The organism is Flammeovirgaceae bacterium SG7u.111, from assembly GCA_034044135.1.
Classification (GTDB): Bacteria; Bacteroidota; Bacteroidia; order Cytophagales; family Flammeovirgaceae.
Genome location: CP139021.1, coordinates 5,648,775 through 5,665,745, shown reverse-complemented (window position 1 = coordinate 5,665,745; position 16,971 = coordinate 5,648,775). Strand labels below are relative to the sequence as shown.

Below are 16,971 nucleotides of genomic sequence, written 5' to 3'. Positions count from 1 at the left end.
CAATAAGCACTAATGGTGCTTGCAAGTCTCTAGAGTTATATAAAAGTTTAGGGTTTTTACCACTTGTATTAAGGGCTTTCTAAATAAAGAGATAATTAACAATAAAAAAGGCAATTATCATAATTCTTGAGATTAAAATTCAAAATAGAATTAATTTTTTTGATGAAAAAAGCAAATATATAGGAAGGGTTGGGCATAAGTAGCAAAATCTATGAGAAGTTTAGATGCTAAAAGTGGTGAAATATTAGGGGCAGGTGATAAGCATTTTTTCTTAGAAAGAAATTGTGATTTATACTATGGTTTACAATTGTTAAGGTGCTAGAGTTGATAATTGGTTTTAAAACCTCACATGAAGCTCATCTCTTTTCTTTATTTTGAATGTGGTAAATATTTGTTCTTTTAACTCTAGTGCCAACTATTATTTTGAAATTAATTCTACAATAGAATCATTTGTGTTTTATACATAAATTATACCATTAGCCAAGCCTCTTTTATATTACATAAGTAATATATAGCAAGTTATTCGGCAATTATACGTTTGTACAGGTAAGCGAGTTTTTGTTATAGCTTGAGCTATAACAGTTTTATTACATGTATAAATCAGCCAGAAATAATATATCGAAGATGGTGTTCAGTCCTCTGTTATCAATGAGAAATAATATTTTTCAAACCAAAGGTAAGCCACTAGTTTACTTAGCTTTTTGTGTACTTTTCCTTTTTGCAAGTGTGTCTGCTTCCTATGCTGAGGGACTTGTAAATGCCTATGTAAAAGTTATCTGCATAACGGCTGTAAATGTGGTAGATGAAGGGGAAGGAAAGACGTTTGAAGATGGTGGTGGATTTGTGATTGGTAAAGCTTCCGAAATAGAAATAATAGGAGGTGGGGGAGAAAATATAACAACAAACGGAAGCCCTGCTTCAGATACAGGCAATGATGGAGCAGGTGGTACTATTTATCTTGATGCAACTTCATTTTCGTTAAATGTTGCTGCTCCTGCTAGGGGCGGCTCAGAAGGCCGAAATTCTTATGATCCTGATGTAGTTAAAACTTCAGTGGGTGGAGGAGGAACTCCCCAAATTTCACTTGAAGGAAATGGAAATACAATTAGTAATGGGGATTTGACAACGAGTGTGACGGATAATACAGATTTTGGACAGGTCTTGGCTGGAGGTGCTTCTACTTTGCCATTTACGGTTAATAACACTGGTACGGCTGATCTTACTATTTCTTCTATTCAAGCCACTTCAGGTGATGCAGCTCTTTGGTCTGAAACGTTGCCTGGTATTTTAGTAGTTCCAGCTTCAGGGTCTTTAACTTTTGACTTATCGTTTAGCCCAACTGTTGCTGGTAATTTTAGTTCTGTTGTCCAAATTATAAGTGATAGTGGTACTGATCCCACATTTACTTTTGCTATAAGTGGAGAAGGGATTAGCCCCGAAATATCGGTAGAAGGGAACGGTACAGAAATAGCTTCGGGAGATAATACACCAAGCGCTGCCGACTTTACTGATTACGGAAATATTATTCTTACCGATACCCAAGATTATTCTTTCACCATCAAAAACACGGGAAGCTCTACCCTGAACCTTTCGGCAACACCTGTAACTATTTCTGGAACAAATGCCGGAGATTGGTCGGTACTTGCCCAGCCTGCTACTACCGTGGCAGCGGCAGGAGACGTGTCTTTCACGCTCCGTTTCTCGCCAAGTGCTTTAGGGTTACGAGCGGCAACAGTAAGTATAGGCAATGATGACCTAGACGAAGCCCCTTATACCTTTGATATACAAGGGGCTGCTGTAAAACCTGTAATAGAGGTAGAGGGAAATGGGAATGCTATTGCCAATGGTGACAATACACCTGAAGCTACCGATTTTACAGATTTTGAAAGTGTAGTATTGGAGGATAGTGTGATTTCTTTGTTTGTTGTTAAAAACACAGGTACAAGCCAATTGGAACTTACCAATGTTCCAAAAATCACCCTTTCAGGTGCGGATGCCAGCGAATGGTATGTGTTGGAAGAGCCTGATAGCATCACTACTGCAGGTGGGCAAACTGAGTGTAAGTTGGTTTTTCTTCCAACTTCCATTGGAACTAAAACGGCTACCGTAACTATAGTAAACAGCGACTGGGTGACTCCATCTTACGCTTTTGACATTACAGGGGTAGCACAAAGCCCCGAGATTGCAGTTTATGGAAATGGAAATGCTATAGCCGATGGGGATGTAACTCCTCAGGGTACAGACAATAGTGATTTTGGAAATACCTATGTTTCTGAAAATAAGTGGAGAGAGTTCAGTATTAAAAATGAAGGGACGAGCCAGCTCAATTTAGGCGCTCCCAAAGTAGCCTTGAGTGGTGCGGATGCCGCTGAGTTTTCCATAGAAACTATGCCTGGCGACCCAGTTGTTGCTGGAGATAGCACTGTATTCAGGGTGAGCTTTAACCCTACGGGTACGGGATTGAAGTCTGCTGTGGTTGAAGTGTTGAGTGATGACCTTGACGAGCCCCTCTTTGATTTTGCCATCCAAGGGACAGGAGTAAGTTCGGTAATTGAGGTGCATGGAAATGGAACACTGATAGGTTCTGGAGATGTGACACCAGCTGTAGCTGATTTTACAGACTATGGGTTAGTTATAAAGCCTGATAGTGTTATTATGACCTATGTTCTGAAAAACACGGGAACTGGGGCATTGAACCTAACAAGTTATCCTCAAGTTTCCATTGCTGGAGCAGATGCCAGCAGTTGGTATGTGCTAGATCAACCTGATAGTATTATCGCTGCAAGTGGACAAACTGATTTTAAACTGGTTTTCCAAAGCACTACCTTAGGAGTGAAAAATGCAACTGTTAGTATCACTAGTAATGATTTATCTACTCCAACTTATACGTTTGATATAACAGCCGAGGCACAAAGTCCCGAAATATCGGTAGAAGGGAACGGTACAGAAATAGCTTCGGGAGATAATACACCAAGCACTGCCGACTTTACCGATTACGGAAATGTTATTCTTACCGATACCCAAGATTATACTTTCACCATCAAAAACACGGGAAGCTCTACCCTGAACCTTTCAGCAACACCTGTAACTATTTCTGGAACAAATGCTGCAGATTGGTCGGTACTTGCCCAGCCTACTACTACCGTGGCAGCGGCAGGAGACGTGTCTTTCACGCTTCGTTTCTCACCAAGTGCTTTAGGGCTACGAGAGGCTACGGTAAGTATAGGCAATGATGACCTAGACGAAGCCCCTTATGTCTTTGATATACAAGGTACTGCTGTAAAACCTGTAATAGAGGTAGAAGGAAATGGGAATGCTATTGCCAATGGTGACAATACTCCTGAAACTGCCGATTTTACAGATTTTGAAAGTGTGATACTAACGGATAGTGTGATTTCTCTATTTGTAGTCAAAAACACAGGTACAAGCCAATTGGAACTTACCAATGTTCCAAAAGTCACCCTTTCAGGAGCCGATGCGAGCGAATGGTATGTGTTGGAAGAGCCTGATAGCATAACTGCTCAGGGAGGGCAAACTAGTTTTAGGTTGGTGTTCTTGCCAAGTTCGGTCGGTACAAAAAACGCTACCGTAACCATAGTCAACAGCGATTTGGTAACTCCATCTTATACTTTTGATATCACGGGAGTAGCGCAAAGTCCTGAAATTGCAATTTATGGAAATGGAAATGCCATAACTGATGGAGATGTAACTCCATTAACTACAGATAATAGAGATTTTGGTAATACTTATGTTTCGGCAAATAAATGGAGAGAGTTCAGTATTAAAAATGAAGGTTCGAGCCAGCTTGATTTAGGCACTCCAAAAGTGGCGTTGAGTGGTGCAGATGCTGCTAAGTTTTCCATAGAAACTATGCCAGGCGACCCAGTTGCTGCTGGAGATAGCACTGTGTTCAGAATAAGTTTTAACCCTACTACCTTAGGGGTGAAATCAGCTGTGATTGAAGTACTGAGCGATGATTTGGACGAGTCGCTGTATAATTTTACTATTCAAGGAACTGGAGTTGGTTCCGAAGTAAGTGTAGTTAGGCAAGGGGTAGAAATTGTAGATGGGGATAATACTCCTGAAGTAGCAGATGGTACTGATTTCGAATCTGTAAATGTCTATGGCGATACTGTTCAGCATTCATTCTTTGTAAAGAATAGTGGCGATGCAACTCTTATTATAACAGCAGGCAGTTTTGTGGGTGGAGATGCTTCATCTTTTTCAGTAGACTTTGCTTCTGCGCTTCCTGCGAATGTATTGGCAGGAGATTCCATCGAAATGGTTTTGACGTTTGATCCTACCGATTTAGGAGCGCTTACATCCGAACTTCAAATATCTACAAACGATGTAGACGAAGGAACTTACAATTTTACAGTAACAGGCACAGGAATAGGTCAAGAAATAGATTTAATGGGAAATAGCTTGTCTATTGCCAATCAAGATACAACACCTCAAGTTGCCGACTTTACCGACTACGGAGACTTGATTGTTGGGACTGGAACTATTGCCCACACTTTCCAAATTCACAATACAGGAAATGATACTCTATGGCTCACAGGAACTCCTTTTGTTAGTATTCTGGGTACAGGAGCAACTTCATACCAAATAACTCAACCATCATCATCATTTGTGTTAGGAGGAGCATTTGCAGAATTTGATGTGACGTTTGATCCAATAGCTTTGGGAGAACAGGAAGCTGTAGTAATTATTAAATCAAACGATGCAGACGAAGGGTTTTATGAATTTGATATTACAGGCAATGCCGTCAGTCCTGAAATTGAGATTTTGGGTAATAATGCGGTAATTGTCAACGGAGATTTTACAGCAAGTGTGGCGGATAGTACTGATTTTGGGCTAGTGCTGGCAAGTGATAGTTTATCCATTATATATACAATTAAAAACACAGGTACAAGTCCGTTGAATTTGACCGGTACACCAGAGGTAAGCCTTTTTGGAGGAGATGCCTCTTTGTGGGAAGTAACTGAATTGCCAGCTACCACTATAGCCGCTGGTGATAGCACCACATTTGAGTTGACCTATAAACCAGTGACGCTAGGAGCTTTCAGTGCTGTAGTAAGAATTGAAAGTGATGATATAGACGAAAGTACCTATATTTTTGCTATTGAAGGAGGTAGTATTAGTCCCGAGATAGTTGTAGAAGGAAATAATAAGGATATTGAATCTGGTGATAATACGCCTAGTATAGCTGATCTTACTGATTATGGAAATGTTGTTCAGATAGATACGCTAGAATATACATATACCATTAAAAATAATGGAACAACAGGCTTGGTGCTTTCAGGTACACCCGCTATTAATATTACTGGTACAAATGCAAGTGATTGGGCAGTGCTTACCCAGCCGGTAGGACCTGTAGCCGTGAATGATAGTGTGAGTTTTACCTTAAGGTTTTTACCAGGAGGATTAGGCTTACGAGAAGCTACAGTAGAAATAAGTACGAATGATCTGGATGAAAACCCCTTCACTTTTAATATTGAAGGTGTTGGCGTAAAACCTGTAATGGAAGTGCATGGTAATGGAAGTTTTATTACCAATGGTGATATCACACCAGCAGAAATAGATTTCTCTGATTTTGGAGATGTAGTCTTGTTAGATAGCGCAGATGCTTATTTTGCGATCAAGAATGCAGGTACAAGTGAATTGCTGTTGATAGGTGACCCGAAAGTATCCATATCTGGTGCAGATGCAAGTGAATTCTATATTATCTCCGAGCCTGATAGTGCTATAGTAGCAGGTGACCAAACCGGTTTTAGGGTAGTTTTCTTGCCTAACAGTATAGGTACTAAAACAGCGACAATAACAATTGCGAATGATGACTGGGATGCCAGCCCTTATACTTTTACTATTCAAGGGGAAGCGCTTAGTTCTGAAATCACAGTCTATGGAAAAGGAAACGAAATTGTATCTGGCGATATCACTCCATCAACCGTAGATGGTACCGATTTTGAAGTTGCCTTAGTGTCGGATGGAACAGTATGGAGAGAATTTGTAATCAAAAATAATGGTACTAGCTTGTTGGATTTACAAGCTCCTAACATTTCTGGAACACATAGCAGCGAATTTGCAATTAATGCGCTTCCTAAGAGCATCCTTATGCCAGGGGATAGTGTAATTACAGAAGTCAGTTTCAGCCCCACTAGCTTAGGATTGAAGTCCGCAGTAATAGAAGTTAGTAGCAATGACTTGGACGAAGGTAATTATACATTTGCCATTCAAGGAACTGGGGTGAGTCCTGAAGTAAGCTTAAGAGGTTTGGGAATAGAGATTATAGATGGAGACAATACTCCGGAAGTAGCCGATGGGACGAGTTTTGGTGAGGTAATTCTCGATAGGGAATACCAAGACCAAACATTTGTAATTTACAATACAGGAACAGAAGCGTTAGATTTGACCTCAACAGGATTGGTTGAGATTTCAGGGTCGGAAAGTAGTGACTTTTCAATTGTCAGATTACCTGTATCTCCTGTAGCAGTAGGTGATACCACTAGTTTCGTGATTCGCTTTACGCCTCAAGCCCTAGGGAGTAGGTCTGCGATTATAACTTTCGATAACAATGATTTGGATGAGACGGTATTCGATTTTGCTATTAGCGGAGTAGGGGTAAGCCCTGAAGTAGAAGTTTCTGGAAATGGAGTAGCTATTTCAAATGGAAGCTCTACTGTTTCTAACACAAACAATACCGATTTTGGCTCTCTTTCTATTGGAGTGGATACGGTCACATATGAATACACAATTACCAACAGTGGGACTTCCGATTTGAATTTGTCTGGTAGCCCGTTAGTGGCTATTTCAGGGGCTAATGCAACTGATTTTGAGGTTGTAGAATTGCCGAGTACTTCTATAGGGGTGGCTTTAAACAGCGCATTTAAATTGAAATTCAGCCCATCTGATGTAGGAATAAGAGAAGCGCTAGTCACTATCATCAACGATGACTTAGATGAAGGCACCTATACTTTTAAAGTAGAAGGAAATGGCTTGACCCCTGAGATAGTTGTTGAAGGAAACAGCCGTGAAATAGTAAATGGGGACATCACTCCTTCGGTGAATGACTTAACTAATTTTGGAAACATATTGGTAGATATCGGCTCTTTAGAAAGGACTTTTGAAATCACCAATGCAGGAAACTTACAACTGAACTTAACAGGAAGCCCCGTGGTAAGTCTTTCAGGGGATATTGCTGATTTCTCTGTTACTACATTTCCTGCAACTGCAATTGCTGTGGGGGGCATATCTCCGTTCAGCGTGGTCTTTAACCCACAATCAGCAGGAATAAAACAAGTGGTACTTACTATTGAAAGTGATGATTTGAATGAACCGTCTTATTCATTTACCCTCCAAGGAGTAGGTGTAGATGCCGAAATAGCTGTTTCTGGAAATGGTGTCGAAATAGTAGATGGGAGTACGGTAGTTTCAACTACTGACAACACAAGCTTTGGTGAAATGAAAGTTTCGGGTGAAACTAAAGTTCACTCTTTCACTATTGAAAATACAGGTAATGGCGAATTGTCTTTTACTTCAGCACCAATTATTGAGATCGATGGTTTGAACAAAGGTGATTTTACTGTGGTAACGCAGCCTGGAAGTACCATACTTGCGGCTTCGGCAAATACTGTTTTCCAAATAGAGTTTAATCCTTCGGCAATTGGGCAGAGAGTAGCTCAAATTATAATTGGAAATTCAGATTTAGATGAGGGGACATTCACTTTTCAAATAGAAGGTGTAGGAACACTAGCTAAGCCAGTTGCTGAAAATGATTACATCACACTCAATGAAGAAACACCGACTTACATAGATGTTCAGGCAAACGATAGTGATGACGATGGGCAAGTATTGACAACGGCTATTATTTATAAACCTCTAAACGGATTAGTATCTGTAACAAATGGAGATAGTTTGCTTTATACACCAAATGAAGATTTCAGTGGTGAAGATAATCTTACCTATCAAATTTGCGATCCTGATGGTTTGTGTGATACGGCAACAGTAGCTATCACTGTGGTGAATCTAAATAGTAAGCCAATTGCTGTTGATGATGAAGGCTTTACTCTTATGAACCAATCTGTAGAGCTTGATGTACAAGACAACGATACCGATCCTGATGGTGAATCGTTTATTACAAATATTTTAACCAATCCATCTAACGGTGTTGTTTCAGTGATTTCCCAATCAAGTGTTGAATATATTCCAAATATTGATTTTTACGGTGAAGATGCTTTTGATTATACCATAGTAGATGCCGCAGGTGAGTTGGATACAGCGAGAGTAACTGTGACGGTTAGCTTGGTGAATAAAGCTCCAATAGCTGTTATAGATACTGCTTATGTAGTGCAGAATAGATCTGTTGAAGTGGAAGTAATGGCAAATGATTCAGATCCTGACGGTGACCCTCTTACACTTCAAATTGTGGGCGACCCTGTAAATGGAACTGCGGGTTTGCTGGGTACGGATAAAATAATTTATGCACCAGAAAATGGGTTTTTCGGTTCAGATCAGGTGTTCTATTCAATATGTGACCAATATGGTTTCTGTGATACAACTAGTTTGATAGTGATAACCTTGTATCCAAGTGACAGACCTGTAGCCGTAAATGACGAGGCTACTGAGAGAGCAAATACAGAGTTGGTTTTAGATGTTCAGGCAAATGATATTGATACTCGCAATTTAGGGCTGACCACGCTGATAATTTCACCTCCAGTAAATGGTAGTGCTTCGGTAAATTCAGATCAAGAGATAGTTTATATGCCGAATTATAATTTTGCTGGGTTGGATAGAATATCTTACCAGATTTGTGATACGGGAGGTTTGTGTGATACTGCATCTGTAGAAATTACAGTCTTGGCTTGGGTAAATTATCCTACTGCGGTAAATGACGAAGCTGTTACTCCTTATGGGTCCTCGGTGATTATTGATGTATTGGCAAACGATACTGAGCCCGATGGCTTGGGACTGAGCTTATTCATCTCCAAAAATCCGGCAAACGGAAGTGTGAGTATCAATACTTATAAGCAAATAGTCTATACTCCAATTAGCACGTTTGATGGAACAGATGTATTTGAATACGCTATTTGTAACCCTGATGGGCTATGCGATACTGCTTCTGTTTTTGTGACAGTTTCGAATCCTCCACAAGCTGTTTCGGATGTTATTTCAGTAATAAAAGGCGGCACATTATTCATTGATGTGACTGAAAATGATATAGATCCTGATGGAGACCTAGACCCAAGTTCGGTAAGGATTATTGAGGAGCCAATGAGTGGGAATAGTGTGAGGATTGAAGATGAAGGGATAGTTATTTATGATTCAAGGGTGGACTTTACAGGTCAAGATTATTTGATCTATGAAGTTTGTGACCTTACAGGAAAATGTGATACAGATACCATTTTTGTATTTGTAGAAGTGCCAGTGAGCGAAGTTCTGGTAACCAAAAAAGGTCTTTCTCCTAATGGAGATGGAATAAATGATACTTGGATAGTGGAAGGCATAGAATATTTTCCTTACAATAAGGTGAAAATATTTAACCGTTGGGGAGATACAGTATTTGAAATGGAAGGGTATAACAACGAAGATGTACTCTGGGATGGTTCATCGAATAGAAGTCTATCACTTGGGAGTGGTACTGTGCCAGAAGGAACATATTTCTATGTAATAGAGCTTGGCAATGGGGAAAGACCTCTTACAGGCTTTATAGAAGTCAAGCAATGATGAGATGAAATCATTGACCATAAAAAAACTCCAAACTTAAGTTTGGAGTTTTTTTATGGCTTAAAGCTTATTTTTGAGAATTCATGGCATCAAGGTGAACTTGAAGTTCTTTAGCCCTTTTTCTAATAACATCCGTTCTGTTTGCCGCCAATACAGGAATTCGGTCTCCGTAGATTTTCTCAAAAAACTCGAACTGCAAGTCTCTATATTTCATCCATGCGAGTTGCTGGTCTTTTAGCACAAGTTTAGCATCTTCGTTAAGCCTTGCCGCAAGTTGGTCATAGAGTCGTTCCATTTCTCCATTCCACTTGTTATATCCCATTATCTCGCACTCCAGTATCCCCATTGTATTTGGCTTTACACTGTAGCAGTTGGCAATTTCAATATCAATAGGGTGCTGCTGAACTTGTTGGGTTTGTTGAACTTGCTGTACTTGTGGTAAAGTTGTTTGTTCTATCTGCCCATAAGCCAAGGTGCTTATCATAAGCAAAGAGCTGGCTGCACTGGCTACAAGCAAAAAAAATAATTTTCTAAATTCCATGTTAAAAATTCTGTTTTTGAATGAATGTATCAACTTGAGCATTGGGTTCGGTTACAAAGTAATTTCCCCAATGAGATACTTGTAAACTGGAAACGTTGAAATTTCAGCTCAAATATAAGGTTCTTCTTCAATTTTGAAGGGTTGGAAGTTAAAAGGCAGGTAGCGGATATAAAAAAAGGTTTCGGAAACCCGAAACCTTTCAACTATTCTTATTAAGCTATTGATTAATGCTTAGCGATTATTTTCTCTTTATGTTTTTTTAGTTGCCTTCTCAGTGATTCTACTGCAGCATCAGTAGCTGCTTCAAAACTTGTAGATAGTTCTTTGGAAAACAGTGTAGTTCCAGGGATATTTAATTTTATCTCGATGACCTTGTTTTCCCTACTATGACTTCCTTTTTCGATGCGCAAAAACACCTCGCCATCCTGTATTCGGTCAAAAAATGTATCTAATTTATTTGCCTTCTTTTGTATGAAATCAAGCAGCGACTGATCTGCTGTGAAATGAACCGAATGCATCTGTAATTTCATAAACCTTTAAATTTTAAAAGTGAACAATTAATTTAAATAAGGTCAACACTCTATGATTTCGGGTGTGCTTGCTCAAAAACTTTCTTGAGCCGACCTATCGAATTATGCGTATACACTTGCGTTGCCGAAAGGTTTGCATGGCCCAACAGTTCTTTAATAGCGTTAAGCTCTGCTCCATTTTCGAGCAAGTGTGTAGCAAATGTATGTCTGAGAACGTGTGGGCTTTTCTTTTCTGAACTTGTGGCAAGTTGAAGGTACTTTTGTACTATCCTCTGTACCATTACGGGGTAGGCTTTTTTCCCCTTTTCAGTTCTTATTACGTAACCCTCGTTTAGTTGAGCTTGTTGTAAATATTTTGTCAACAGTTCTTGTAAGCTATTGTATATCGGAATAATTCTTTCTTTCCCTCTTTTTCCGAGTACTTTAAGCTTTTTACTCCCCAAATCAATGTCGTGAACCTGAAGGTTGATCAACTCCGAAAGCCTAATACCAGTCCCATAAAGAAGCTCAATTATCAACTTGTCTTTTAAGGGGCTTTTGCTGTTGGCAAATAGTTCTTCCGAAAAAAGCTGAGCAAGCTCATTCTCCCTTACAAATGTGGGAAGCTTTTTTTCAGTTTTGAGCGATTGCATCTTTCTAGATGGAGCATCGGCTATCACCTTTTTGGTTTGCAAGAATCTATAATAAGCATTGAGGGAGGCAATTTTTCTGTTGATCGATCTGGGGGAAATACCCTCGTCTAGTAAAGACAGTACCCAGGCTCTGATATCATCGTACTGAACTTTTGTGGGATCGAACTTAGCCATATCTGGCTGGCTTGAGAGGCAGAACTCTTCGAATTGCAACAAATCTGTTTCATAAGCCTTTATGGTATGTTTACTACTCCTCTTTTCATATAAAAGATAATTTAAGAAGGAGTTGGTCATATGGATTGGGTTCGGTTTGTATACTATTTATACGGAAGATTTAGTATTTAGTATGAGATTATTTTATGAAATATTGCAAAGTCTTGATTTTCATCGGATTTTATTTTTTGTGTTAAGAAAGTCTTGTGCCTAATCTCATACAAGTATTTACTTACTTCGAAGTTTAAGATAAAAAAAAACCACCAGAAACCAATGAAGGTCTGGTGGAAATATATTTTGAGCAAGTGCTCTAAGTCTCTTTTCAGAAAACCAATTGAAAACTAGTAGTTCTCGTTAGCGTACATTTTTTGTTTGTAAGCCGCTTTGATTTTTTGGTTTCTACGAGCAACAGAAGGTTTTTCATAGAAAGCTCTTGACCTGATCTCTTTAAGAGCGCCTGTTTTTTCGAATTTCTTTTTGAATCTTTTTAGAGCCCTATCTACAGACTCATTGTCTTTTACTTTAATGATTAACATTTTTACCTCTTTATTTATATACTTAATAAATTTCTTGTGATTCCTTTTTTAGGTCTGCAAAGTTAGTTCTTTTTTATTTTATTGAAAAGTATTGCTATAATTCTTTATTCATTTGGGAGATTATTTGCATTCAACCCCTTTGTAGTACTCATTTTTACCAAAAAAAGCTGCCCAATTGAGCAGCCCTTCCTAAATAATTTATCTATACTAAATATCACTGTTCTAATTTAATCCATAGACGATCTTTGTAAATCAGATTTCATTTGGCTGATATACTTGTTCCAAACCGAATCAGGAATATCTACTACCAATGTGTTTTTCATTTCCCTAAAAGAAAATGTACCTAACATTACCTCCTTATTATTATAAGTAGACTCTCTGTTGATGCTCAGAGTTAGAGATTTTAATTGGTGAACACTTGTGCTTTCGACAGTAAGTGTAAAATGAAGCTCATCACAAAACTTCTCAAAGCTCTCCAAATTATCAAAACCAGTCAGGTTTGTAATAGCAGAAGTAGAAAAACTTCTTGAAGAGGTCTTGTTCTCCATTTGGTAGCTATTAATAAGGTCATTAACCTTTTGAAAAAGTTCTTGGCTAGTCATTTGAATATTCAAATCGCCAGACCAATAAGTATTGATTTTACCCTTAGCTGCAGCCGACAGAAGCTTATACGCTATTTGGTTGTTAGAAGGCAAGCTACCAGTATTGTTGTCTCTATCCCATTCTAGCCTGATAGTTTTTGGAATTCCATTATCCGAAATAGGAGTGGAGCTAGCATATGTTTGGCTTTGTGCTGTTTGTGTACCAAACATCAAAAGTGAAAAAAATATAAAAGTAGTGGAAAGTAGTGTGTTGTTCATTGCAGTAGGTTTAGTTTTCTGTGTTTTTGAAAGTTTTTTAGTGTTATTCCGTGTAGTTATATAAACAGAAAAAACCACGCCGTTCAGTGTAGTGTATTTATAATGCTTTTTTGATGGTAAGTGATATAAGTAGTTGGTTTTCCGAAACTAATAAGGAGTATTGTTTCATGTAACAATTTGAATACTTTTTGCTTTTTTAACATTTATTTAGAACAAAAGGGCTCCTAGGTTAAACATCAACTATTTGGGTAGGAAAAAATGACAAGTACATATTTACACCATAATTCAAGAATATGTCCTGGCAAAAGTAGTCGAGTTATTGGGTGAAAATACTTGAAAATTAGATGCTTTACTTCAAAAATTGGTTAGCAAACTAGCTTGGTTTTATCTTTTTAGTAAACGTTTTAAATTTCATAACATGCTGATATGTAGTTTTTTAATAGTCTTATTTTTTTGAAGTTTTGCAATTGAAACGTGATATAAGTCATTAGGCTGAAATGATAAGGCTCATACCTAATCAAGATCATGCCTTGTAATTTCACGGCATTGGTTCAAACCCTCCTTGTTTGAATCTCATGAGCTTATTAACATACATATCTATAAACAATTTTTTAAGATGGGAAAAGAAAAGAAATTTGTGACTTGTGACGGTAACACGGCGACTACTCACGTGGCGTATGCTTTCAGTGAAGTAGCTGCTATTTACCCAATCACTCCGTCATCAGACATGGGCGAAAAGGCTGACGCCTGGGCCGCTGTCGGCAGGAAAAATATTTTTGGAGAAAAGCTATCTGTAGTTCAGATGCAGTCTGAGGCAGGAGCCGCTGGAGCCATCCACGGTTCATTGTCGGCTGGTGCGCTTACCACCACTTTTACAGCCTCTCAGGGCTTGCTACTCATGATCCCCAACATGTACAAAATAGCTGGCGAAATGATGCCAACTGTTTTCCACGTATCTGCAAGATCAATAGCCGCGCAGTCTCTCTCTATTTTTGGCGACCACTCCGATGTGATGTCCGTGAGAATGACTGGTTTTTGTATGCTTTCTTCTGCCAATGTGCAAGAAGCGCAAGACATGGCAGCAATTGCCCACCTTTCCACTTTAGAAGCTAAAATCCCATTCCTTCATTTTTTTGACGGTTTCAGAACTTCTCACTCTATCCAAAAAATTGAGGAGGTTGATTATGAAACGCTCAAGTCCATGGTAAACGTGGAGGCGATTGAGAATTTCAGAAAAGAAGGGCTAAGACCTGAAGACCCTGTTTGTAAAGTTGGGGCGCAAAACCCCGACGTATATTTCCAAGGAAGGGAAACTGTAAATAAATACTACGAAGCTACACCTGCTATCGTGAAGAAATACATGGAAATGTATGCGGAGAAAACAGGTCGTAAATACGAGCTTTTCGAATATGTAGGTGCTCCAGATGCAGAGAAAATTATCATTGCAATGGGTTCTGCGGTAGAAACCATCGATGAGACCTTGGAGTATATGCTAGCCAAAGGCGAAAAAGTAGGTGTTCTAAAAGTTAGGTTGTACAGACCCTTCTCAGTTGCCGATTTTGTTGACAAAATTCCTGCTTCTGTAAAGAAAATAGCAGTACTTGATCGTACCAAAGAGCCAGGTTCTATTGGTGAGCCTCTTTATATGGATACGGTTACTGCATTGCAAGACCGCAATGATGTTAAGATAATAGGTGGTCGTTATGGACTTTCTTCTAAAGAATTTACCCCATCTATGGTAAAAGCGGTGTTCGACCACCTCGACAACGATGGATGGCACGATTTCACCGTGGGTATAGAAGATGACGTAACCCACAAGTCTATTGAAGTAAAAGAGCAGTTAGATACAGAGGCAGAAGATGTGGTTCGTTGCAAATTCTGGGGATACGGATCGGATGGCACAGTCAGTGCTAACAAAAACTCCATCAAAATTATTGGTGAAGGAACCGATATGTATGTTCAGGGCTACTTCGAGTACGACTCTAACAAATCTGGTGGATACACCATTTCCCACCTTCGTTTTGGCAACGACAAGATTCGCTCAGAATATTTGCTCAATAATAGTAACTTCATCGCACTCCATAGAGCGCAGTATATTGGTAAGTACGATATATTAGAGGGTATAGTAGAGGGTGGCACATTCCTGATCAATACAAGTAAAAAACCTGAGGCGGTTTTCGATATGTTCACCGAGGACATGCAGAAAACCATCAAGGAGAAAAATATCAAAGTCTATGCAGTTGACGCTTCTAAAATTGCGAAGAGCGTAGGGCTTGGTAACCGTATCAATACGGTGATGCAAACTGCTTTCTTCAAATTGTCAGGTGTGCTTCCAGAGAAAGATGCCATCGAGATGATTAAGAAATATGTAGAGAAACAATTCTTGAGAAAAGGTCGTGAAATTGTAGAGATGAACTGGAATGCGATAGACGCAGCTTCAGACGGTGTGAAAGAGGTGACTATTCCTGAAAGCACTGAAAAGTCAGGAAAAATGCAAGAAGTTGTTCCTGCAGGACTTGGTGCTTGGGCCGACGAGGTGATGGAACCTGTATTGAGACTAAAAGGTGACCAAGTGAAAGTTTCCCAAATGCCGCTTAATGGTGCTGTTCCTACTGGTACGAAGAAATTCGAAAGAAAAGGCAAGGCTGGTAACCCAACCAAATGGGTGGAAAAACTGGAGTTTGTCGACTTCGATATCCAGGTAACTGATCCATATTTCGAACATCCAGGTTGCTGCTTAGGTTGTGGAGAAACTCCTTATATCCACATGCTTACCCAGATGTTTGGTGACCGTATGATCATTGCCAACGCTACTGGTTGTACATCAATTTACGGCGGTACTTTCCCGTCTATTCCTTACACCAAAGATGCTAACGGTCGCGGTCCAGCTTGGGCGAACTCGCTCTTCGAAGACAATGCTGAATATGGTTTCGGTATGAGGCTGGCAGTTGATGCCAACAGGGTTCAATTAGCGCACAATGTAGATGCCATCCTTGCAGAAGGAACTACAGCAGAGTTGACCGAGGGTTTGGTAAATGCGAAGAAATTGTGGAACGAAGTAACAAAAGAAGCAAAAGAAAACGCAGAGAAAATAAAAGCAGCCTTGCCTGCGGCGCAGAAAGAAGCAAGCGAAACATTAAAACCAATCATAAGAAAAACCATTGAGTTGCAAGATTACTTCATTGAGAAGAGTATCTGGATATTTGGTGGCGACGGTTGGGCTTACGATATCGGATTTAGTGGCCTAGATCACGTAATGGCTTCTGACCGAAACGTAAACGTATTGGTACTCGATACCGAGGTTTATTCTAACACTGGTGGTCAAGCTTCTAAAGCTACTCCACGTGGGTCGGTTGCGAAATTTGCCGCCGATGGTAAGAAAACTGGCAAGAAAAACCTTGGCTTGATGATGTCAACCTACGGAAATGCATACGTAGCATCAGTTAACTTGGGCATGAACAGAGATCAGGCTGCACTTGCCATGGTAGAAGCTGAGAAACACGAAGGACCTTCTGTAGTTATTGCGTACTCTCCATGTATTGCTCACGGGTACGATATGAAATTTGCCAAAAAGCAATCTGAAAAAGCAACGATGTCAGGATACTGGCCAATCTACCGCTACAATCCTGCTCTTGCAGACAAGCCATTTATTTGGGAAACCGAAGAAATTGCTGCTGACTTTAGAGACTATGTAGGCAACGAAATCAGGTACAGAACGCTTCAGCGAAGCAACCCTGAAGAAGCCGAGCGCCTCATAGAGTTGGCTATAAAAGACAACGAACGAAGGTTCAGTGATTTAAAACACCTTGGGGCTGTTGAAGAAGCCGAATAAGGTTCCCATAATAGTCTCCAAAAAGTTCATTGAAAATTAACAAAAATGCTTTTTGGAGGCTACTTCTTCCAACTGGATATTTCAGTATATTGAATTCAATT

Annotated in this window: 7 protein-coding genes; 2 read left to right on the top strand and 5 right to left on the bottom strand. The window is 39.5% G+C overall.

Translation table 11 applies throughout. The features are described 5' to 3' along the window. Nucleotides 1–648 precede the first annotated feature (648 nt). The gene (locus R9C00_22000) at nucleotides 649–9,726 is read left to right on the top strand and encodes a choice-of-anchor D domain-containing protein (GenBank protein WPO34377.1); all 9,078 of its coding nucleotides are present in this window, start codon (nucleotides 649–651) and stop codon (nucleotides 9,724–9,726) included. Nucleotides 9,727–9,793: 67 nt separating this feature from the next. Here R9C00_22000 and R9C00_21995 read toward each other — a convergent pair whose 3' ends face one another. From R9C00_21995 to R9C00_21975, 5 genes are all read right to left on the bottom strand, one after another. Then, on the bottom strand, nucleotides 9,794–10,267 hold the full coding sequence (locus tag R9C00_21995; protein WPO34376.1) for a lysozyme inhibitor LprI family protein: 474 nt from the start codon (nucleotides 10,265–10,267) through the stop codon (nucleotides 9,794–9,796). A 224-nt stretch (nucleotides 10,268–10,491) separates the two neighbouring features. Continuing rightward, the gene (gene raiA / locus R9C00_21990) at nucleotides 10,492–10,797 is read right to left on the bottom strand and encodes a ribosome-associated translation inhibitor RaiA (GenBank protein ID WPO34375.1); all 306 of its coding nucleotides are present in this window, start codon (nucleotides 10,795–10,797) and stop codon (nucleotides 10,492–10,494) included. A gap of 50 nt (nucleotides 10,798–10,847) precedes the next feature. After that, on the bottom strand, nucleotides 10,848–11,723 hold the full coding sequence (locus tag R9C00_21985; protein WPO34374.1) for a tyrosine-type recombinase/integrase: 876 nt from the start codon (nucleotides 11,721–11,723) through the stop codon (nucleotides 10,848–10,850). Between the two features lie 260 nt (nucleotides 11,724–11,983). After that, nucleotides 11,984–12,178, bottom strand: a complete 195-nt coding sequence (gene rpsU, locus R9C00_21980) for a 30S ribosomal protein S21 (protein ID WPO34373.1) — start codon at nucleotides 12,176–12,178, stop codon at nucleotides 11,984–11,986. Between the two features lie 227 nt (nucleotides 12,179–12,405). Next, nucleotides 12,406–13,038, bottom strand: coding sequence for a hypothetical protein (locus R9C00_21975; GenBank protein WPO34372.1), 633 nt, complete (start codon nucleotides 13,036–13,038; stop codon nucleotides 12,406–12,408). A gap of 616 nt (nucleotides 13,039–13,654) precedes the next feature. On the opposite strand from R9C00_21975, the gene nifJ reads away from it, so the two are divergent. Next, nucleotides 13,655–16,870 carry a pyruvate:ferredoxin (flavodoxin) oxidoreductase gene (gene nifJ, locus R9C00_21970; GenBank protein ID WPO34371.1) on the top strand — a complete coding sequence of 1,072 codons (3,216 nt, stop codon included), beginning with the start codon at nucleotides 13,655–13,657 and terminating at the stop codon, nucleotides 16,868–16,870. The last annotated feature ends 101 nt before the right edge of the window (nucleotides 16,871–16,971 follow it).